The sequence below is a fragment of the Bacteroides caecigallinarum genome (assembly GCF_021530995.1).
Classification (GTDB): Bacteria; Bacteroidota; Bacteroidia; order Bacteroidales; family Bacteroidaceae; genus Phocaeicola; species Phocaeicola faecigallinarum.
Genome location: NZ_JADYTF010000075.1, coordinates 1 through 19,244, shown reverse-complemented (window position 1 = coordinate 19,244; position 19,244 = coordinate 1). Strand labels below are relative to the sequence as shown.

General features: G+C 39.6%; 18 protein-coding genes and 1 pseudogene. 10 read left to right on the top strand and 9 right to left on the bottom strand.

The features are described from left to right. Positions 1-248: 248 nt before the first annotated feature. From I6E24_RS10745 to I6E24_RS10710, 8 genes are all read right to left on the bottom strand, one after another. Positions 249-419 (bottom strand): hypothetical protein, encoded by a 171-nt coding sequence (locus I6E24_RS10745; RefSeq protein ID WP_235328536.1) that lies wholly within the window; start codon positions 417-419, stop codon positions 249-251. Between the two features lie 86 nt (positions 420-505). Next, complete coding sequence (locus I6E24_RS10740) at positions 506-1,690, bottom strand: phage integrase SAM-like domain-containing protein (RefSeq protein WP_235328535.1); 1,185 nt, start codon at positions 1,688-1,690, stop codon at positions 506-508. Positions 1,691-2,037: 347 nt separating this feature from the next. Then, on the bottom strand, positions 2,038-2,766 hold the full coding sequence (locus I6E24_RS10735; protein WP_235328532.1) for a LytR/AlgR family response regulator transcription factor: 729 nt from the start codon (positions 2,764-2,766) through the stop codon (positions 2,038-2,040). Positions 2,767-2,806: 40 nt separating this feature from the next. Then, entirely contained in the window at positions 2,807-3,856 is a 1,050-nt protein-coding gene (locus tag I6E24_RS10730; RefSeq protein WP_235328530.1) for a sensor histidine kinase, read from the bottom strand. A 185-nt stretch (positions 3,857-4,041) separates the two neighbouring features. Continuing rightward, on the bottom strand, positions 4,042-5,262 hold the full coding sequence (locus I6E24_RS10725) for an ABC transporter permease (protein ID WP_235328528.1): 1,221 nt from the start codon (positions 5,260-5,262) through the stop codon (positions 4,042-4,044). 25 nt (positions 5,263-5,287) lie between these two features. Then, on the bottom strand, positions 5,288-6,034 hold the full coding sequence (locus I6E24_RS10720) for an ABC transporter ATP-binding protein (RefSeq protein WP_235328526.1): 747 nt from the start codon (positions 6,032-6,034) through the stop codon (positions 5,288-5,290). Between the two features lie 24 nt (positions 6,035-6,058). Beyond that, the gene (locus I6E24_RS10715) at positions 6,059-7,264 is read right to left on the bottom strand and encodes an efflux RND transporter periplasmic adaptor subunit (protein ID WP_235328525.1); all 1,206 of its coding nucleotides are present in this window, start codon (positions 7,262-7,264) and stop codon (positions 6,059-6,061) included. Between the two features lie 50 nt (positions 7,265-7,314). Continuing rightward, entirely contained in the window at positions 7,315-8,658 is a 1,344-nt protein-coding gene (locus I6E24_RS10710; protein WP_235328524.1) for a TolC family protein, read from the bottom strand. Positions 8,659-8,822: 164 nt separating this feature from the next. Between I6E24_RS10710 and I6E24_RS10705 the strand changes: the two genes are divergently transcribed. From I6E24_RS10705 to I6E24_RS10695, 3 genes are read left to right on the top strand one after another with little or no spacing between them, the layout of a single operon-like run. After that, the gene (locus tag I6E24_RS10705; RefSeq protein ID WP_204507645.1) at positions 8,823-9,044 is read left to right on the top strand and encodes a DUF4492 domain-containing protein; all 222 of its coding nucleotides are present in this window, start codon (positions 8,823-8,825) and stop codon (positions 9,042-9,044) included. A 32-nt stretch (positions 9,045-9,076) separates the two neighbouring features. Next, positions 9,077-10,579: a cytochrome ubiquinol oxidase subunit I gene (locus I6E24_RS10700; RefSeq protein WP_235328523.1), complete on the top strand. Its 1,503-nt coding sequence runs from the start codon at positions 9,077-9,079 to the stop codon at positions 10,577-10,579. A 37-nt stretch (positions 10,580-10,616) separates the two neighbouring features. Continuing rightward, positions 10,617-11,768, top strand: a complete 1,152-nt coding sequence (locus I6E24_RS10695; RefSeq protein ID WP_235328522.1) for a cytochrome d ubiquinol oxidase subunit II — start codon at positions 10,617-10,619, stop codon at positions 11,766-11,768. A gap of 133 nt (positions 11,769-11,901) precedes the next feature. Here I6E24_RS10695 and trxA read toward each other — a convergent pair whose 3' ends face one another. After that, a complete protein-coding gene (gene trxA, locus I6E24_RS10690; protein ID WP_204401161.1) occupies positions 11,902-12,261 on the bottom strand; it encodes a thioredoxin in 360 nt (119 codons plus the stop codon). 77 nt (positions 12,262-12,338) lie between these two features. Between trxA and I6E24_RS10685 the strand changes: the two genes are divergently transcribed. The 7 genes and pseudogenes from I6E24_RS10685 to I6E24_RS10655 all read left to right on the top strand — a co-directional run. Beyond that, positions 12,339-13,004 carry a LysR substrate-binding domain-containing protein gene (locus I6E24_RS10685; RefSeq protein WP_235328521.1) on the top strand — a complete coding sequence of 222 codons (666 nt, stop codon included), beginning with the start codon at positions 12,339-12,341 and terminating at the stop codon, positions 13,002-13,004. A gap of 299 nt (positions 13,005-13,303) precedes the next feature. After that, on the top strand, positions 13,304-14,512 hold the full coding sequence (locus I6E24_RS10680) for a tyrosine-type recombinase/integrase (RefSeq protein ID WP_235328520.1): 1,209 nt from the start codon (positions 13,304-13,306) through the stop codon (positions 14,510-14,512). Positions 14,513-15,135: 623 nt separating this feature from the next. Beyond that, complete coding sequence (locus I6E24_RS10675) at positions 15,136-15,705, top strand: transcription termination/antitermination NusG family protein (RefSeq protein ID WP_394800397.1); 570 nt, start codon at positions 15,136-15,138, stop codon at positions 15,703-15,705. Between the two features lie 10 nt (positions 15,706-15,715). Beyond that, on the top strand, positions 15,716-16,153 hold the full coding sequence (locus tag I6E24_RS10670; protein ID WP_235328518.1) for a BT0820 family HAD-type phosphatase: 438 nt from the start codon (positions 15,716-15,718) through the stop codon (positions 16,151-16,153). A 162-nt stretch (positions 16,154-16,315) separates the two neighbouring features. Next, entirely contained in the window at positions 16,316-17,437 is a 1,122-nt protein-coding gene (locus I6E24_RS10665; RefSeq protein WP_235328517.1) for a Coenzyme F420 hydrogenase/dehydrogenase, beta subunit C-terminal domain, read from the top strand. 1 nt (position 17,438) lies between these two features. Beyond that, positions 17,439-18,965 (top strand): lipopolysaccharide biosynthesis protein, encoded by a 1,527-nt coding sequence (locus I6E24_RS10660; protein WP_235328516.1) that lies wholly within the window; start codon positions 17,439-17,441, stop codon positions 18,963-18,965. After that, positions 18,965-19,244 (top strand): annotated as a pseudogene (locus I6E24_RS10655) (polysaccharide pyruvyl transferase family protein); the annotation flags it as partial. The gene I6E24_RS10660 and the pseudogene I6E24_RS10655, both read left to right, overlap by 1 nt.

The window sequence follows — 19,244 nt, the reverse complement described above, 5'->3', positions numbered from 1 at the left end:
AATTGCAACCGACCAACTTTTCAAGTGGACATCAATTCCTACGTAAATATTTTGTCCACTAAAATCTAATTTGTTACTTTGTACACACTTCATAAGCTATATCGTTATTGGTTAATATTGTTTTTCTCTTATATACAAAGTTAACTATAATGGTATAGCTTTTTTAGTGCTATTTTATGTTATCCGTCACTTCCGATTTTAAACATAGGAACTATTTTTAATGCCCTCCCGACTGGGAGGGCTGTTTGTTACTCTTTTTCTAAAATCTTTCGGATTTCGTTCATCCTGTCGAGAATGTCGTTAATCATTTGTTCGTATTCTGATTTGTTCTCGATTACTCCGTATGTGGAGTGAAATTCAATGAGTAATTTTAAATTTTCGTACTCTTTTTCTAACTTTTTTCTTTCTTCATTTTTCATGTTGTTTTAATTAAGTGAATAACTCTTTGTTTGACATTACAAAGATAATAAGCATTTGCATATTATCAAAATATTTTGGTGATTATTTACAGCAGATTATCAAGAATTTTTCTGATTGCTTTGTCGGCGTGTTCCTTCATTATTGATACATAATTGAAAATCGGTCTATCCTCTTTCATGGATTGCCCGATGCAATATTCCAGGGTAGAAAGCGGAATGCCGAGATTGAAGCCGTGCTGAACGAATGACTTGCGTGCGGAGTACAGTGTGAAGTAATGTTCTATACTTCCGACCTCAGCCAGCCTTTTTATTTTTCGCGCCAATACATTGTAGCAGCTTTCATAACTTGAGTATCTTCCGAACACCAGTTTTCCGGACTTTTTATCCATGTAGCGTGCGATGATAGGCTTAGCCTCATCAGGAATGGTAAAGTTCACGACTGCATCACCTTCTTTCGTATTCCTGGTCTTTTTACGCACATATTTGACTTCTACAGTATTTTTGAAGTTATAGTCTAACATATCTACCAGATTCATTCCGGCAAGGTAATATGTAAGCATAAAGATGTCACGAATGACAAGCATGTTATGGCTGTCAAGTTTGGCATCACGTATTCGTTTCAATTGCTCTATTGTGATTGACGTATCACGTTTCTTTGCTGACGGAACTTTCGCTGTGATGAACGGATCAACCTCAAAGTTCACGTATCTCATTTTCTTTGCATAGTTGATTATTACCTTCAGGAGTGTTATATATATATTAATAGTAGTAGGGGACAGTTTACTTTTTTGGAGTGACATGATGTAGTTGTTGATGCGCAAAGGTGTTACCTGTTCCATGAGTGAGTTATCTCCAGCATAAGACAGATATTTGTTAATAGCAAGTCTGTACAGCTTGTATGATTTTACTCTTTCGTCCTCATCAATTTGTGATAGGTATTCGTCTGCAATGTCAGAGAATGTTCTATGTTTTTCTCCTATTGCCGGACCTTTGAGTATATGAACCAGTTGAGAACAGGAGAGGACGTCAATGTATTGTATTTGTTCCGCTCTTTCTTCGTACATGTTCAGAATTTTCTTCAATTTTAGGTTTAGGGCATCTTTGTCTGGGCGTTTAACAACCTTTCCGTTTTTAAATTCATTTACTGTATCTACAAGTATTCCTGTTACTATATATCTTGTTTCAGAATTGTGTGTAACTGCTATTCTTATATTGTGGCAACCATTTTTCATGATTTTTGCCGGTACTAATACTAAAGTAAAGTTTGCCATTTTTCTGTTTTCTTGGAAAGTGAGGGAAAGTTCAGGGAAAGTAAATAGCGTCAAAAGTGACGTTTTTTCTTTCTTTTTTTAGTTACTAACGAGAAACAGAAAAATTCGGGTAGGTTTATAAGTGTTTGATAATCAGCAATAAAAAAGATACTCTTATCAATCGCTATTGATAAGAGTATCACAACACAAAAACTAAACTAGACTTAACTAAACTATTTAAATGAGAAGTTTCACAACTTCTGTTCTTTATTCACTTGCAAATGTATGTTTTTTATTGAAAAAAACAAAAAAAATAATAGCTTTTTTCCTCCATTATAAATAAAAAAGTTGAAAATGAAACTTATTTATTATATAATATGTTTATTAACATAATCCTGCAACATTGTTTTGTAGGTTTCGGATATTGGAATGTATTCTTTACCGAAAACAATCCGTCCTTTATCTATTATTTTAATTTTGGATTTTTGTACAATAAATGAGCGGTGAATACGTAAAAAACGCTCGGCAGGCAGTCTCTCCTCAAGTGCTTTCATGCTTATAAGCGACAATATGGGACGTGTATTGTCTTCTGTATATATCTTCACATAATCTTTAAGGCCTTCGATATACAGAATTTTATCCAGCTCTATTTGTATTAATTTGTAATCACTTTTTACGTATATATATTCTGGATTTTCAGGCTGGAAACTTGATTTTTCGCTTTCGGCTTTTAGTTTCAGGTTGAACCATTCCATAGCTTTCCCTACAGCCTCACTGAAATCGGCATAACTGATTGGTTTCAGCAGATAGTCGAGTGCATTTGCCCTGTATCCGTCGATGGCATACTGTTCGAAAGCGGTAGTGAATACTATCCTTGTTCTTTCGGGTACCATCTTTGAGAATTCCAGTCCGTTCAGGTCCGGCATTTGTATATCCAGAAACAAAAGATCTACCGGATTGTTGGGCAGTTCGTTCATTGCCTGTACAGCGCTTGAATAAGTCCCGCACAGTTCAAGCGACGGTGTTTTCTTTACGTAGCTTGCTATCAGTCCCAGAGCCAGAGGCTCGTCGTCTATAATCGCGCATTTTATAGTCATAGTCGTATAGTATTATAAGTTGAGAATATATAAGTTCGGATTATATTTTTAGTTTGATGCATGAGTTGTAAACTTTGTCATTGTCGCTAAGCCAGCATTTCCACTCATGCCGGTCGTGATACAATAACTCGAGTCTTTTGCTGACCTGTTCCAGTCCTATACCTGAGCCGCTCTTGTCGGTTGCCGGTTTAGGATGGTTGCTGTTCTGTATTGTGCAGATGATATATTCCTCGTTTTCCTCTATTGTTATTTTTATGAAACTTTGTCCGGTAGGTGAAATCCCGTGTTTGAACGCGTTTTCTATCAGTGAAATGAAGATAAGCGGAGCGACAGGAGTCTGGCTGTTGTCCTTTATCCTGAAATCGGTTTCTATGTTTACGTCTTCCGAAACACGTATTCTCATCAGCTCTATATAGTTTCTGATGAAGTCCGTTTCCTTTTTCAGCGGAACATACATCGACTGGTTGTCATATAGCACATACCTCAACAGCCTGCTAAGTTCCTGTATTGCCTGTTGTGCTTTGTCTGTATCTATCGCCACCAGAGCGTAAATGTTGTTCAGTGTGTTAAGCAGGAAATGTGGGTTCAGCTGGTTTCTCAGATTTTTAAGCTCGGCTTCTGTCATGCTTTTCACGGCCTCACGCCTTGCCAGCTCGGTTTCGTTCCATCTTATGCTCAGCCTGATTGCCACACTTAGTCCGGCAGAGAAGATCATACTTGCGGCATCCCTTATCATGAAAACTATCTGTGATGGCGGAGTGTGTCTGAACATATCAGGTGGTGGAGCAGGAACATGCATGTCGTTCCACCATCTGATGGCAAGCGACAGCAGTACGGTCAGAACGGCATTCACAGCCAGGAATTTCTTCTTATGCTCGTTGAATAGCAACTTAGGAATCAATAGAAAATAATTTACATAAAATATTGCGAACAGCGATGCCGGCACGATGATGAACCGCATAAAAGCTTTCCAGTCTATGCTTCCGTTATCACCTTGCGTCATTATTATCGGAAAACCGAAAAACAATATCCAGCAGAATGCATGTATTGATATTTCCAACAATCTGTTGTTGCGGTTTGTATGATTCATAGGTTTTATGATTTTTATTGTGTACTTACAAATATAGTGGAATGTTATAAGTCTTGCAAACTTTCTATAAATCAAAGCAGTGCTGCAGTACCTCCTATGGAGGTACAGACAGCACTGCTGAAAAGGAAACCAAAGTTATGAAGAACAAAGAAGTTCCTTATTTATAGAATGAAGTTGTATCTGATTTATTCATATCTCAACGCTTCTATAGGGTCAAGGCAGGCTGCCTTTTTTGCCGGATACCATCCGAAGAACACTCCGGTGAAGGTACACACCGCAAATGACAGGAGTACGCTCCATGGCTGGACATATACGGGCCAGTGGGCAACTGTCTTGATTATATATGATGCGCCGCATCCCAGTATTACGCCAATCAGTCCTCCGGTGATACTTATAAGAACCGATTCTATGAGGAACTGCGACAGAATGTCTATCCCTCTGGCTCCTACAGACATTCTCAGACCGATTTCTCTGGTACGTTCAGTCACCGATACATACATGATGTTCATAATACCGATACCGCCCACTACAAGTGATATTCCCGCTATGCAGGCAAGGAGTGTCGTCATCAGGTCTGTAGTAGTATTAAGCATTGAGCTTAATTCCTGTTGTGTTCTTATTGTGAAATCATCATCATCGGTTTCTTTCAGCTTGTGTTCGCGACGCAGTATATTTGTTATTTCGTAAACGGCTTCGTCTGTCATGTCCTCTGTAAGTGCCGATGCAAAAACACCGCTCAGATATGTCTGCGCAAGAAGACGTTTCATTACAGTAGAGTAGGGTGACAGCACTACATCATCCTGGTCCATACCCATTGAGTTGTAGCCTTTCGATTCAAGTACACCTATAACCCTGAGTGGAACCTGATTGCAGCGTATTACTTTGCCTATCGGGTCAGTGCCGTCTGGAAAGAGGTTATCAACTATTGTAGAACCGATCACGCACACTTTTGCTGCGGTACGGATGTCTTCTTCCGTAAACATCTCGCCCTGTTCTATTTTCAGCTGTCTGATGTTGAGATAGCCTATACTTACTCCGCTCACCGATGACGGGTAGTTGTTGGCTCCTGATATGAGCTGTCCGCTGGCAGATACGTTCGGGCTTATATCCGCAATATACACACATTCATCTCTCAGTGTCTCGTAGTTTTCAAGTTTCAGAGTCTGCATAGACGACGGGTCCTGTCTTACTCCTCCTCGCATTTCACCTCCCGGATGGATCATTATCATGTTCGAACCCATCTCCGAGATTTGTTTCTGAATGCTTCGTTTCGAGCCTTGTCCTATTGCCAGCATGGCTATCACCGATGCCACACCTATTATGATTCCAAGCATCGTAAGGAATGCCCTCAGTTTATTGTTGGACAGTGCTCTGATAGCTATTTTAAAAAGATTTGTTCCGTTCATTGTAAAAATGTTTTATTGTTCCGCATCAGTCCTCATCGTTCTTAGGCAGTGCTGCAAGCGCCTCTGCCGCCGAGAGGATATTGTTGTTTACGGTATCTTCAATCACATGTCCGTCGCGCAGGCGAATGTTGCGGCTGCTATACATCGCCAGTTCCGGATTGTGGGTGACGAATATTATGGTTCTTCCTTCGGCATGCAGTTTCTGGAAGAGTACAAGTATCTCAAAAGATGTACGTGTGTCGAGGTTACCTGTAGCCTCGTCCGCCAGGATTACGGCCGGATTGTTCACCAGTGCCCTGGCTATTGCCACACGCTGCATCTGTCCTCCTGACATCTGGTTCGATTTGTGTTCCAGTCTGTCGCCCAGACCCACAGCTATAAGTGCCTCTATGGCTCTTCTGCGTCTTTCAGCGGCAGATACCGACGGGTTGTACATCAGTGGTAATTCTACGTTTTCCACCGCAGTGGTTTTAGGCAGAAGATTGTAATTCTGGAATACGAAACCGATTTTTCTGTTTCTCAGTACAGCCCTCTGCGGTTTGCTCATTGTCCTTACAGATACTCCATCCAGAAGGTATTCGCCGCTTGTAGGTGTGTCCAGACATCCAAGTGTGTTCAGCAAAGTAGATTTACCCGAGCCTGATGTACCCATGATGGTGACAAACTCGCCCTCGTTTATGCTGAATGATACTCCCCTGAGCGCATGCACTGTTTCGTCTCCCACACGGAAGTTACGTTTTATATTCTGTAATTCGATTACTGTCTTGCTCATGGTGATTAATCTTTTTACTTGAGATTATTTTTTCTTGTTTCTGTTAGGAGGACCCGGCATGAACGGATTTTGCTCGCCTCCTTCTTCGCTCATTTCCTCCATTTCACCTTTTACTATTGTTTCTGTTATGATTTCGGTTCCTTCGCTGATGCCTGAAACTATTTCAGTGTTTGAACCGTCGCTCATACCGGTCTTGACAGGATGCGCGGTCAGCGATGTAGCGTCCATAGTCCATACCTTCTTAGGTGAGTTGCAGTCGTTTATTGTCTTTCCGCCAGCCAGTTTCTTGTCCGGTGTAAATCGGAGAGCCTTGTTAGGAACTACAAGTACATCCTCGCGTGTATCTGTAAAGATTGTCACGTTGGCTGTCAGTCTTGGTTTAAGTTTCAGGTCAGGATTGTCGGCAGTGATTACAACTTCGTATGTCACAACGGTTTCTGATGTAGTGCTGGTTGATGAGCTTGTGCTGTTTGTGCTTCCCAGACGGATCTGTTTCACTCTTCCTTCGAACACGTCGTTCGGATAGGCATCTACCGTGAACGTAACTCTTGCGCTGTCCTTTACTCCTGCTATGTCAGCTTCATCCACATCTGCCACTACCTGCATCTTTGTCAGGTCGGCTGCGATGGTGAAAAGAGTCGGAGTTTCGAAACCAGAAGCCACAGTCTGTCCGGCTTCCACTTCGCGGCTTGTCACTACACCGTCGATAGGCGATGTGATGGTAGTATATGACAGGTTTCTCTGTGCTTTTGCCAGTGCCGCCTTGCTCTGGTCGTATGCACTTTTAGCGCGGCGGTAGTTGTATTCGTACTGTTCGTACTCAGTGTCGCTGATTAGTTGTTTTTCGTGCAGAGTCTTGTTTCTCTCGTAAAGTTTCTCCTGGTATATGTATTCTGCTTCTGCGCCATCGTATGTAGCTTGCGCTGACTGGAGGTCGCTTATAAGTGTTACGCGGTCCATTTCGGCTATTACCTCACCCGCTTTAACCACTGAGTTATAGTCAACATAAATCTTGTCGATGATACCTGATACCTGTGTACCTACTTCTACTTCGGTCACCGGTTCTATAGTACCTGTAGCCGTGATTGAATTGCTTATTGTCCCTTTATGTACTGCCGAAGTGGCGAAACTTATTTCCTGGTTTGATTTTTTTCCACCGAATATCCACAGTCCTGCTCCTGCAAGTACTATTATCGCAGCTGCGCTGATGAAAACTTTCTTCTTGTTCATATCTAGTTATTTTACCGTTTGTTCTTTATAAATACACTTGTTTTCCCTTTTTAAAGTTTAATTTCATTTCCCGCATAGAAATCAAGTAATGCCCTGTCGAGGATAGCCATATACTTGGCCTGTACACGCTGTTGCTGTGCGCTCAGCAGGTTGTTTTTCTCTGTCAGCAGTTCCACAGTGTTCTTTATGCCCAGGTTGAACTGTTCGTTCACCATGTCGAAGCTGGTCTGACAGCTTTCCAGTTTGCTGTTTGCCGCCTCATACTGTTGCTGTGCGTTCAGAGCGTCCAGCCAGAGAGTTTCTATTGTTGAATACAGCTCCTTCTGTTTGTTTATCAGATCCAGTTGTGACGAACTGTAAGTGATCTGCGCTTTCTGCACCGCACTTTTTGTCTGTCTGTTGTTGAAGATAGGAATGCTCAGGTTTACACCTATCATATTGTTCCATCCGTATTTCATCTGTTCAGCCCAGTTGTTTGTGCTGGCATTGTTTGTCATACTCGATGTTGAGGCCGAGAGACTGATTGTAGGCAAATACCCTGCCTTTGCAGTCTTTATACCCAGTTTTGCATTGTCTATGCTCAACTTGCTGCTCTGGATTTCCGGTCTTGAAGTCAGGGCTGTGTTGTAGACATCTATCTGGTTTGGCAGAGCTGCCATCACATCCTCGTCGTTCAGTTCCGGAAGGTCGAGAACCATTTCCGTAGTGCCGTCCAGTTCAAGCAGCTGTTTCAGCTGGAGCTTATAGTTTCTCAGAGAACTTTCAGCGGTAACAAGTTGATATTTGTCGTTGCTTGCCTGAGCTTCAAGTTGTGCCACATCAGCCTTTGACAGACTTCCCTCGTTGAAAAGTTCTACCGCACGTTTGTATGTAGCCTCGCTCACTTCCAGAGTGTTTTTGTTTATCGCCACCGATTCGTTGGCATACAGGATCTGTACGAACAGTTTCGTAATCTCCTCCTGCAGCATGTTTTCAGTTTCGGCAACAGACAGCCCGGCTATTTCTTTGTTTGTCTTCTGCTGCTTGATGTTGTTCAGTCGCTGTCCTCCGTTCCACAAAGTCCATTGTGCATTCAGGTTGTAGCTTCCGTTGTAAGTGGTATTGCTGTTACTTGTGATAATTTCCGTACCGCTTACGGTTGCGCTGTTCTCCTGATACGGACGGTTCACCAGATTATGTCCCGTAGAGAAAGACAGACTTGGAAACAGCGATGCCTTAGCCGATTTCACGTCTACATCAGCTTCCTCCAGCGAGAGCTTGTCCTGCTGTAGCTGAATGTTTTTCTCCAGAGCATAGTCAATGCAGTCCTGCAGGCTCCAGGTCTTGTTATCCTGTGCGTAAAGTCCTGTGCTTGAGCCTAAAACTGCGATAATGAATAAATCTCTTTGTCTCATATTGTTTACTGTTATCTCTATTTCTTTTCTGATGCAAAATTATTCCTTATAAAATACTAAGACAAAAAAGATAGATTTGGCAAAGAATTATATGGACAAAACCTTGGTTTTTCACGATAAATCATTTACTTTGTAATCATTATAATAATATACGCTTGTTAATTATGAATATAATAGGAATTTATAGATTTTATGCGGATGGTTTCAGGTCGATGACTACAGGTCGTATACTATGGATTATAATCCTGGTGAAACTGTTTGTGATGTTCTTTATAATCAAACTTTTCTTTTTCCCTTCTTTCCTTAAAGACAAATCAACGGAGGAAAAACAGAACTATGTGGGCAATGAATTGATTATGCGATCGTCAGACTTTTATGCGAAATAATTAATCAAACTAACTTAATAAAACTTTATTTTATGATTGAAGCTATTGACACTTCTTTGATTGATTGGTCGAGGGCACAGTTTGCCCTTACGGCCATGTATCACTGGCTGTTTGTTCCTCTCACACTCGGTCTGGCTGTGATAATGGGAACAATGGAAACCGTTTATTACCGTACGGGTAATGAGTTCTGGAAACGTACAGCCAAATTCTGGATGAAACTGTTCGGAATAAACTTTGCCGTCGGTGTTGCCACAGGACTTATTCTTGAGTTCCAGTTCGGAACCAACTGGAGTAATTATTCGTGGTTTGTGGGCGACATATTCGGTGCTCCGTTGGCTATTGAGGGAATACTGGCATTTTTTATGGAGGCTACATTCATAGCCGTAATGTTTTTCGGTTGGGAGAAGGTGAGCCGCCGCTTCCACCTCGCATCTACATGGCTCACCGGACTTGGAGCGACGATTTCGGCATGGTGGATATTGGTTGCCAACTCATGGATGCAATATCCCGTAGGCATGGAGTTCAATCCGGATACCATGCGTAATGAGATGGTAGATTTTATGTCCGTAGCATTCTCGCCTGTGGCAGTAGTGAAATTCTTCCATACAGTTATAAGCAGTTGGATTTTAGGAGCTGTGTTTGTAGTGGGAGTGAGCTGCTGGTATCTGATAAAGAAACGTGAAAAAGAATTTGCCAAGGCAAGCATAAAGGTAGCTTCTGCCGTAGGTCTGTTTGCGTCTATTGTTACGGCAGCAACAGGCGACCAGTCAGCATATCAGGTGGCGCAGGTACAACCTATGAAACTTGCGTCAATGGAAGCACTTTATGATGGAAGCTCTCATGCTCCTCTCACTGTGGTAGGTCCGGTAGAAATACCCGAAATGCTTTCCGTACTAGCCACACATAGTGCAGACGGTTTTGTTCCCGGTATAAACGATATCATGAAAGGCGGATATAAACTTTCCGATGGTACAAAGGCACTTTCTGTAGATGAAAAGATTGAACGTGGAAAGATGGCAATCAAGGCATTGGCAGATTATAGAAAGGCTAAAAAAGAAGGCAATTCCGAGGAGATGGAAACATCGCTGAACATACTTAACGATAATATGCCATATTTCGGTTACGGATATATCAAGGATACATCCACACTGGTGCCAGACGTCAATCTTATGTTCTGGTCATTCCGTGTGATGGTAGGTCTGGGAATGTACTTCATCGTTCTGTTTGCTGTCATGATGTTCCTCACATGGAAGAAGACATGCAATGTGGATTATCACAACTGGCTGCTGTGGCTGGGAGTGTGGAGTATTCCTCTGGCATACATCGCCAGCCAGGCAGGATGGATAGTTGCCGAAGTGGGACGTCAGCCATGGACCATTCAGGATATGCTGCCTGTAGATGCGGCAATATCAAGGCTTGAAACCGGCTCTGTACAGACTACATTCTTTATATTCCTCATCATGTTCACCGTACTTCTGATTGCAGAGATAGGAATAATGCTAAAGGCAATCAAACATGGTCCGGAGGAGAGATAACACAATATTGTTTTGATAAATATTATTTACATCTGATATGGAATCTACATATATATTCTTACAGCACTACTGGTGGTTCATTGTTTCACTGCTGGGTGCAATACTGGTGTTCCTGCTGTTCGTGCAGGGAGGAAATTCTTTGATTTACCGCATAGGGCAGACCGAAGAAGAGAGAAAGATGCTTGTAAACTCAACAGGCAGAAAGTGGGAATTCACGTTTACCACTCTTGTAACCTTCGGCGGAGCATTCTTTGCTTCCTTCCCGTTGTTCTACAGCACAAGTTTCGGCGGAGCATACTGGCTGTGGATGATAATACTTTTCACTTTTGTGCTTCAGGCAGTGTCGTATGAGTTTCAGTCCAAGCTGGGCAATCTGCTTGGACAGCGTACATACAGATACTTCCTTATGCTGAACGGTGTGATGGGACCTCTGCTTCTCGGTATGGCTGTATCGACATTCTTCTATGGCTCAAACTTCGAGGTGACAAAGGATAATCTTACCGAACTGGGTATGCCTGTCATCAGCTCATGGTCAAACGGATGGCACGGGCTTGACGCTTTTGCCGAACCTTGGAACTTGGTACTAGGTATGGCAGTGTTCTTCCTGGCACGACTTCTAGGGGGAATGTATTTCATCAACAATATAGATAATGAACAGATAAATACCCGTTGCCGCCGACAGCTGATTTCCGATGCTGTGCCTTTCCTTCTGTTCTTCCTGGCATACGTGATACGAACATTGCTGAAAGACGGATTTGCCGTAAATCCGGAAACTCAGGCGATAGTGATGGAACCGTACAAATATTTCAACAATTTCGTTGATATGCCATATCTTCTTGTCTTGTTCCTGGCAGGAGTGGTATGCGTGTTGTACGGTCTGGTAAAGAGCATATTGGTTTCAACATATAAGAAAGGTATATGGTTTTCCGGCATAGGAACAGTATTGACAGTTCTGGCTTTATTGCTTGTTGCAGGGTATAACAATACGGCATATTATCCGTCATTGGCTGATTTGCAGAGCTCGCTCACGATATCCAACAGCTGTTCCAGCCTGTTCACTCTCAAGACCATGGCATATGTGTCAATTCTTGTACCTTTCGTACTGGCATATATATTCTACGCCTGGCGAGCAATCGACCGCAAGTCTATTACTGCGGACGAGATAAAGAATGACGATCATGCATATTGATGTTTGATTCATATAAACGTATAACAGAATGTGCCGGAAAGCAGCTTTTCCCATTAGCTGTTTCCGGCACATTTCGTTTTGGTAAATCACATTTCGTTTTGGTAAATCACATTTCGTTTTGTGTTAAAATGTATTATCCCAAGAGAACTTTCTGTATAGCATCCTTCAATGCAGGTTTCGGCATAGCTCCCTGAGCCATCTGTGGGGCACCCGTCATAGGTACGAAGAGCAGTGTAGGTACGCTGCGTATAGCGAACAGTCCTGCCAGTTCCTCTTCCTGGTCAACATCTATCTTGTAGATGTCAATCTTTCCGTCGTATTCTTCAGCCAGTTCGTCCAGTACCGGAGCAAGCATCTTGCAAGGTCCGCACCATGTGGCATAGAAGTCTATCAGAGCAGGACGCTCACCCAGGAACTTCCATTCGTTAGGGTTAGCTTCATAGTTGGCTACTTTATTCAGGAATTCTTCTTTAGTCAAATGTTTTGCTTTCATAGATAATACGTCAGGCACAGATAGCGCTGAACGAATCGCAGAGGATAAAGGAACTTGTATCGGACGAGACAGGTACGATGACCGGTAGTCTGAGGATAGGAATACTTCCTACAATAGCCCCGTACCCGGTACCTGACTTCATTCACCATTTCCGTGGCGCACACCCCCATGTAAATCTTTCTATCGACGAGAAAGAAAACGCCTCCCTTGTGCGCGAACTCCGTTTCGGCAATATCGACATAGCCATCTCCACACTGCCGGAGGATAGGGAAGGGATACTCGAAATACCGGTATATATAGAAAAGTTTGTGGCGTACTTCTCTTCGGAGTGCAGTCATGCCCAGAAGATAATAGCAAGCGGAAGCCTTCCTGCCGAACATATGTGGATACTGAAGGAAGGCCATTGCGTGCCGAACGGCTCGATGAACTTCTGCAAGAACAAGGATATAGGGAACCATATCTACGAGGCCGGCAGTATAGAAACACTGGTCAGGATAGTTGACCGCAACGGCGGTTATACCATTATTCCGGAACTTCACATCCCTTTTCTGTCTGAGAATCAGAAAGATAATGTAGTACATCTGAACGTCAATCCTCCCGCACAGCGTTGTATATCCATCCTCATTAAGGACGATTTCATAAGGGAACGTGCGGTAAATGCCGTACTGGAAACATTGAAATCCATTATTCCGGACTATATGATGGAGGAAAGACTCAAAAAACATAAGATAAAACTTCGGTAAACAGTTGGCGTTACACGGTCGTGTTACGCGTGTGACACGAATGTGTTTCTTGCGTTTCACGTTTGTGTTTCGCGCGTTACACGTACGTGTAACTGTAATTATATCTGTATGTATAAATATAGTATTACTAAAATAATTCCTAAAAACTCTTATTACGCTAAACAAAAAGGCGTTGCCACTTTTTTATGTTTATAAACTTATCAAATAAGGATAAGTAAAAAGACTTAGACGAACTAATTTATGCTATATTTGAAATAAATTGATTGTTTTAATTCTATTAAAAAAACAAATTATTAATTATGGCAACGATAAAAGTGAAATTTCGTCCTTCATCTGCTCGTAATGACGAAGGGACAATATTCTATCGTGTAATACATGATAGAGTAGTTATACAAGTTACTACAGGCTACAGGTTATCAAAGGCAGAGTGGAATATATTGGAAAAAGATATATCACTTTCGGAAAATGAAGAAAAATGCAGTAGCAATCTTTTTTCATTGAAAAAGCATATAAATGATGATTTGGCAAAATTCAAGAGTATAATATCTGTGTTGGAATCGTCCGGACAGAGCTATACGGCAGATGATATAATATCGTCATACACAAGGAAAGAAAACAACGGCAATTTTATATCCTTTATCCATGATACCATACAGCAACTGAAGTTGGTTGGTCGTTTGCGTACTGCAGAAACATATTCTACAGCTTTAAACAGCTTTTCCAGATTTTGCAGTTTGCGTGGTGATGTTGATTTTAATGATATAGATGCGACTCTCATGATGGAATATGAGGATTATTTAAAATCCAACGGACTTATTCCTAATACAATATCATTCTACATGCGTAATTTGCGTGCGGTTTACAATCGTGCTGTAGAGAAAGGTATTACAGTACAGCGCAATCCATTCAGATACGTCTATACCGGTGTTGATAAAACAGTAAAGCGTGCCTTGTCTGTAAGTATGATCAGAAAAATCCGTGATTTGGATTTACGGAAGTCTCCTTCAATGGATTATGCCCGCGATATATTTATGTTCAGTTTTTATACCCGTGGAATGTCATTTGTTGATATGGCTTATTTAAAAAAGAAAGATCTTCAGCATGGAGTCTTGTCATATCGGCGTCAGAAAACCAATCAGCAGTTGTTTATCAAATGGGAAAAACCAATGCAGGAAATTATTGATAAATATGATACTTCCCAGACACCTTATTTGCTCCCAATAATAAAAGATGTCAATTCTGATGCCCGTCGTCAATATCATAATGCTTCACACTTGGTTAATGCAAAGCTAAAGAAGATAGGTGTTGCCCTTGGATTGCCGGTGGTTCTTACTTCTTATGTAGCTCGTCATACGTGGGCTAGTGTGGCTCATAGTAAAAACATTTCATTATCAGTTATCAGTGAGGCAATGGGTCACGATTCAGAAAACACAACACGAATATATTTGGCATCTTTGGATATGTCTGTTATTGACAAAGCAAATGAAATAATATTAAAATCATTGTAAATATAAACTAGACTAAGTATAGCTATTTATTTGTGATAATATGATGCTTTTGCAGCTGTTTTTTGTTCATATTATAAATACTTCTCTTTATAAGAGAAGTATTTTTTTACATTGCAAAGGTAAGTATATTATTCAAATTTCAAGTATTTTTTCTATTAAAATTTGAATATTATCACAGTCTAGGTGAAATATCACATATTTCAGGTTTGCGTTTTTAGTTATGCGATTAAAGGAAAAAGATATGTATAACAATAAAAGCGTTTGAATGATTTTACTTATATGCAAAAAAATATTAAACATATATTATGCAAAATCAAAGCATGGATATGCTTTGAGAAGTATGTAAATAAGTATGTATTTCTCTTATAAAGAGATGGTTAGTAATGCTAGGAAGTGGAATGTGTATATTGTATTTAAAATGTTAAACTTACAATATTTTTATCATTTTACATAGGATGTATGAATCAGATATTCTACTTCGTAATAACATAAAAATGGACAGAGTTTCGATGTCACTGTATAGTTCAGAATCTCTTTCTGTAGCTGGGAAATGGCGATTATGTAACGAATCAGAATAACTGGTACGGAAGAGAGAAATTATACTTAAGTCTAAGAAAATAAAGATGTTACCTTGGTATTACATATATGTGAAAAGTAACATGCAGGAGCATGTTCTAGATATATTAAAACAAAGATTTAATGTTTTTGTTCATAAAACAACAAAATATAAACGTGTAAAGAAACATGTCGTAAAAGAAGATATTCCTACAATTTCAGGCCTTGTATTTGTACAAGGTAATATGGCTGAAATTCAATCAATTTTAAAAGAACGCTGTTTTGGGATTTATCTTGCAAAAGATAAGAGTACAGGTCGTCCTGCCGTTATACAGGATAAATATATGCAGACTTTTATCCGTTTGTCCCAAATATCTCCGTTCCGCATTAGATTTATGCCACATCCATTGGAATATTATTCCGTAGGGCATCCATTGGTCAAGATAACTTCCGGTGTGCTTGATGGACTTGAAGGTTATCAGATCCGTATTTCCCGTAACAAATGTCTTATAACTACAATGGGGGGACTTACTATAGCCATTGGAGGAGTCTATAAGGAAAATTTTGAAAACGTAGATGCAAATTCAGGTATAACCGGATTGTTGAGTTCGGCAAACAATATAAAAAAAGAAACATAACATCACAAATATGATAATCGCAGTTGATTTTGATGGGACAATTGTAGAACATAAATATCCTGAAATAGGAAAAGAAATACCTTTTGCGATAACTACCTTGAAACGTCTTCAGGCAGAACATCATATATTGATACTTTGGACAGTTCGTGAAGGAAAGTTGCTTGAAGATGCTGTAGAATATTGTCGTGGCCGTGGCCTTGAATTCTATGCTGTCAATGCCAACCATCCGGATGAGCAACCTAATGAAAATCCTTCATGTCCGTGTCGTAAGTTGCGTGCCGATTTGTTTATTGACGACCGTAATTTGGGTTATCTTCCCGATTGGGGAGCTATTTATGAGATGATTACCAATAAGTTAAGCAGCCGCCGATACTATAGGGAAAGGTATCAGGATTATGTTGAGGATAAGCCATCTTTTTGGAAGAGGATGTTTGGATGGAAAAAGTGATTGTGATAATCTGACTATAGGTGAAATAGTTCACTTATGAGCAGATTTATCTGAAAAATACTCTAAAGATATAGTCTTATATATATTGGTGTAAAATAACTCCAGGTATACTTGAAGAATTAGAAGTTTATCATACGTATACCTTAAGATAAATATCTTAAGATGAATGTAGCAAGAATAAATAAGAAAGAATGTTCAGGATGTAATGCTTGTGCTGAGATATGTCCAAAAGGTTGTATAAAGATGGAGCCTGATTTAAAAGGCTTTTTATATCCCAGAATAAGTGTTGATATCTGTATCAATTGTGGATTGTGTAAAAAAGTTTGTCCGTTACAGAACGATAATATAAAAAACAATGAACCTGTTACGGCTTATGCTGCCTGGTGTAGGGAAACAGAAGTATATAAAACAAGCTCATCGGGAGGAGCCGCTTATATTTTTTCTACCTATATATTAAATCATAATGGAGTCGTTTATGGATGTACAGCGGAAGGTACACAAGTAAAACATATTCGTATAGATCGTCTCTCAGAACTTGGAAGATTAAATGGCTCAAAATATGTGCAAAGCAATGTTTGTGGACTTTATGTACAAGTAAAAGATGACCTTAAAAAAGGAATACCAGTATTATTTATTGGTACTCCTTGTCAGATATCAGGATTAAAAAACTTTATCGGAAGTATTCCTGAACATCTCTACCTAATAGACTTGATTTGTCATGGAGTTCCTTCTCAAAAGATGTTTGACGACCACATTCGTCATATATTTAAAGATAAAACGGTGAAATATGTCAGTTTCAGAAATGGAGAAAAATATCAGTTAAAATTACAGACGAATGAAGAGGTATATGTAAAACCCTACGTTAAAGACTTGTACTATCGTGGCTTTTTTTATGGCATTACTTTCCGTGAGAGTTGTTATAATTGTAAGTTTGCTTCCATACAAAGATGTGGTGATCTGACAATAGGAGATTTTTGGGGCTTGAAAAGTAAAGATGATATGCTTGTAAAACCACAGAATGGAATTTCTGTCTTATTGCCAAACACAGAAAGAGGGTCAAAACTTTTAAGTAGTGTTGTAGATGATTTTTATATTTATGAGCGTAGTGTAAAAGAGGCTGTAGAAGGTAATACGCAGCTTAGGCATCCTTATAAACGAAACTTTAGAAATCGTTTGTTCAGCTTCCTATATTCTTGTTTTTTTTCTTTTGATATGGCGGTTTTTCTTTCAGTTATTGATCAAAAAGCTATGGCTTTAGTTAAGCGTTGCTTGAGAATCTTATAATATGGTTTCGGATGTAAATAAAAAAATAGCCCGTAATACATTTTTACTTTATGTAAGAACTCTTTTTACACAAATGCTGTCCTTGTATATATCACGCAAGGTGTTGGAAATATTAGGAGTAGAGGACTATGGTATTTATAATGTCGTTGGAAGTGTAATAGCGGCTCTTACTTTTCTCAATGGTTCAATGGCTGTTGCGACACAAAGATTCTTAACTATAGAATTAGGTAATAATAATTTGAAGGCATACAATCAGGTTTTCTGTATGTCTTGTCAGATTCATATAACTTTGTCTTTTTTAATACTGATAGTTGCTGAAACCCTAGGCCTATGGTTTGTGAATAATAAGCTCAACATTCCTGTTGAACGTATTGATGCGGCAAACTGGGTTTATCATACAGCTGTACTGTCTGTAGCATTGGGTATTATTCAGACACCTTATGTGGCCTCTTTGACTGCACATGAACAAATGAATGTATATGCGTATGTTGGGATGGGAGAGACAGTTCTGCGTCTGGCATTTGTGCTTTTACTTCTTAAATTATCAGGAGATAAACTAATATTATATGCTATTCTTATGTTAGTCATTCAGCTCTTTTCTGCTCTTATATATAGGATTTACTGTATCACAAGATACTCGGAGTGCAGATTCTCAGTAGTATGGGATAAAGCATTATTCAAATCATTACTTGGTTTTACAGGATGGAATCTGTTTGGCACATTAGCATGGATGATGAAAGATCAGGGAATTAATCTTTTAATGAATATTTTTGGTGGACCACTTATAAATGCTGCACGTGGCGTATCGTATCAGGTAGCCAATGCTGTTCAGAATCTTGTAAGTGGTTTTGGAACTGCAGTAAATCCTCAACTCACGAAAAATTATGCTTCTGGTGATACTGAAAAAATGGAAAGACTATTAATATCAAGTTCAAAAATATCTTATTATCTACTATGGTTTATTGGGCTTCCCGTAATGCTTGAGATAGGATTTATCTTGAATATCTGGTTGGTAAATGTTCCTGATTATACCGAACTTTTCACGAAACTTATATTTGTAGAAGCTTTACTATCCGCTTTGTCTGCACCGATTATAACCAGTCTTCTTTCTACAGGGAAAATCAAATGGTATCAGATTGTTGTAGGTAGTGTTATGCTTATTAACGTACCAATATCTTATTTATTATACAGAACAGGGGTACCTGTTTATACGCCTTTTGTTGTTTCAATTGTAATATCAGGAATTTCTTTTGTATTACGGCTACATTTTTGTAAATCTCTCATAGGATTTTCTGTAACAAGGTACTTGAATTCAGTATTAAGACCAGTATTGATGGTAACATCATTATCATTGATTTTGCCTTTTGTATGTACTGTGCTGTTGGATAATAATGTACTTCGATTTATTATTGTTTTATTTGTAAGTAGCTTGTCAATTTTTCTTGCTGTTTGTTCGGTAGGGCTGACGGAAGCTGAAAGATTATATGCGAAATCAATTATAAATTCTAAACTTAGCAAGACTTTATAATGACAAAATCTGTAGGTATCATAACTTTTCATGCCTCACATAATTATGGCTCCATGTTGCAGGCTTATGCCTTACAGCGTGTAATTACAGATATAGGACTTAACTGTGAGATTATAAACTTACGTACAGTCAGGCAAAAAGCATATTATAGTGTAGGAGGTTTTCATCGTGGAACATCTAAAGGAAAAATAAAGAGAAGAATCCTGTTGACACCTTTCTATTATTCATTGATCAATAAGTATAGAAAATTTGAGAATTTTCTCAGAAACGACTTGATAT

Excerpts from the sequence above, each read along its gene's own strand:
- I6E24_RS10730 (WP_235328530.1), bottom strand. The coding sequence starts at position 3,856 with ATGAATCATACAAACCGCAACAACAGATTGTTGGAAATATCAATACAT.
- I6E24_RS10710 (WP_235328524.1), bottom strand. The coding sequence starts at position 8,658 with ATGAGACAAAGAGATTTATTCATTATCGCAGTTTTAGGCTCAAGCACA.
- I6E24_RS10715 (WP_235328525.1), bottom strand. The coding sequence starts at position 7,264 with ATGAACAAGAAGAAAGTTTTCATCAGCGCAGCTGCGATAATAGTACTT.
- I6E24_RS10685 (WP_235328521.1), top strand. The coding sequence starts at position 12,339 with ATGACCGGTAGTCTGAGGATAGGAATACTTCCTACAATAGCCCCGTAC.
- I6E24_RS10665 (WP_235328517.1), top strand. The coding sequence starts at position 16,316 with ATGAATGTAGCAAGAATAAATAAGAAAGAATGTTCAGGATGTAATGCT.
- I6E24_RS10740 (WP_235328535.1), bottom strand. The coding sequence starts at position 1,690 with ATGGCAAACTTTACTTTAGTATTAGTACCGGCAAAAATCATGAAAAAT.
- I6E24_RS10700 (WP_235328523.1), top strand. The coding sequence starts at position 9,077 with ATGATTGAAGCTATTGACACTTCTTTGATTGATTGGTCGAGGGCACAG.
- I6E24_RS10720 (WP_235328526.1), bottom strand. The coding sequence starts at position 6,034 with ATGAGCAAGACAGTAATCGAATTACAGAATATAAAACGTAACTTCCGT.
- I6E24_RS10670 (WP_235328518.1), top strand. The coding sequence starts at position 15,716 with ATGATAATCGCAGTTGATTTTGATGGGACAATTGTAGAACATAAATAT.
- I6E24_RS10725 (WP_235328528.1), bottom strand. The coding sequence starts at position 5,262 with ATGAACGGAACAAATCTTTTTAAAATAGCTATCAGAGCACTGTCCAAC.
- trxA (WP_204401161.1), bottom strand. The coding sequence starts at position 12,261 with ATGAAAGCAAAACATTTGACTAAAGAAGAATTCCTGAATAAAGTAGCC.
- I6E24_RS10735 (WP_235328532.1), bottom strand. The coding sequence starts at position 2,766 with ATGACTATAAAATGCGCGATTATAGACGACGAGCCTCTGGCTCTGGGA.
- I6E24_RS10745 (WP_235328536.1), bottom strand. The coding sequence starts at position 419 with ATGAAAAATGAAGAAAGAAAAAAGTTAGAAAAAGAGTACGAAAATTTA.
- I6E24_RS10705 (WP_204507645.1), top strand. The coding sequence starts at position 8,823 with ATGAATATAATAGGAATTTATAGATTTTATGCGGATGGTTTCAGGTCG.
- I6E24_RS10680 (WP_235328520.1), top strand. The coding sequence starts at position 13,304 with ATGGCAACGATAAAAGTGAAATTTCGTCCTTCATCTGCTCGTAATGAC.
- I6E24_RS10695 (WP_235328522.1), top strand. The coding sequence starts at position 10,617 with ATGGAATCTACATATATATTCTTACAGCACTACTGGTGGTTCATTGTT.
- I6E24_RS10675 (WP_394800397.1), top strand. The coding sequence starts at position 15,136 with ATGTTACCTTGGTATTACATATATGTGAAAAGTAACATGCAGGAGCAT.
- I6E24_RS10660 (WP_235328516.1), top strand. The coding sequence starts at position 17,439 with ATGGTTTCGGATGTAAATAAAAAAATAGCCCGTAATACATTTTTACTT.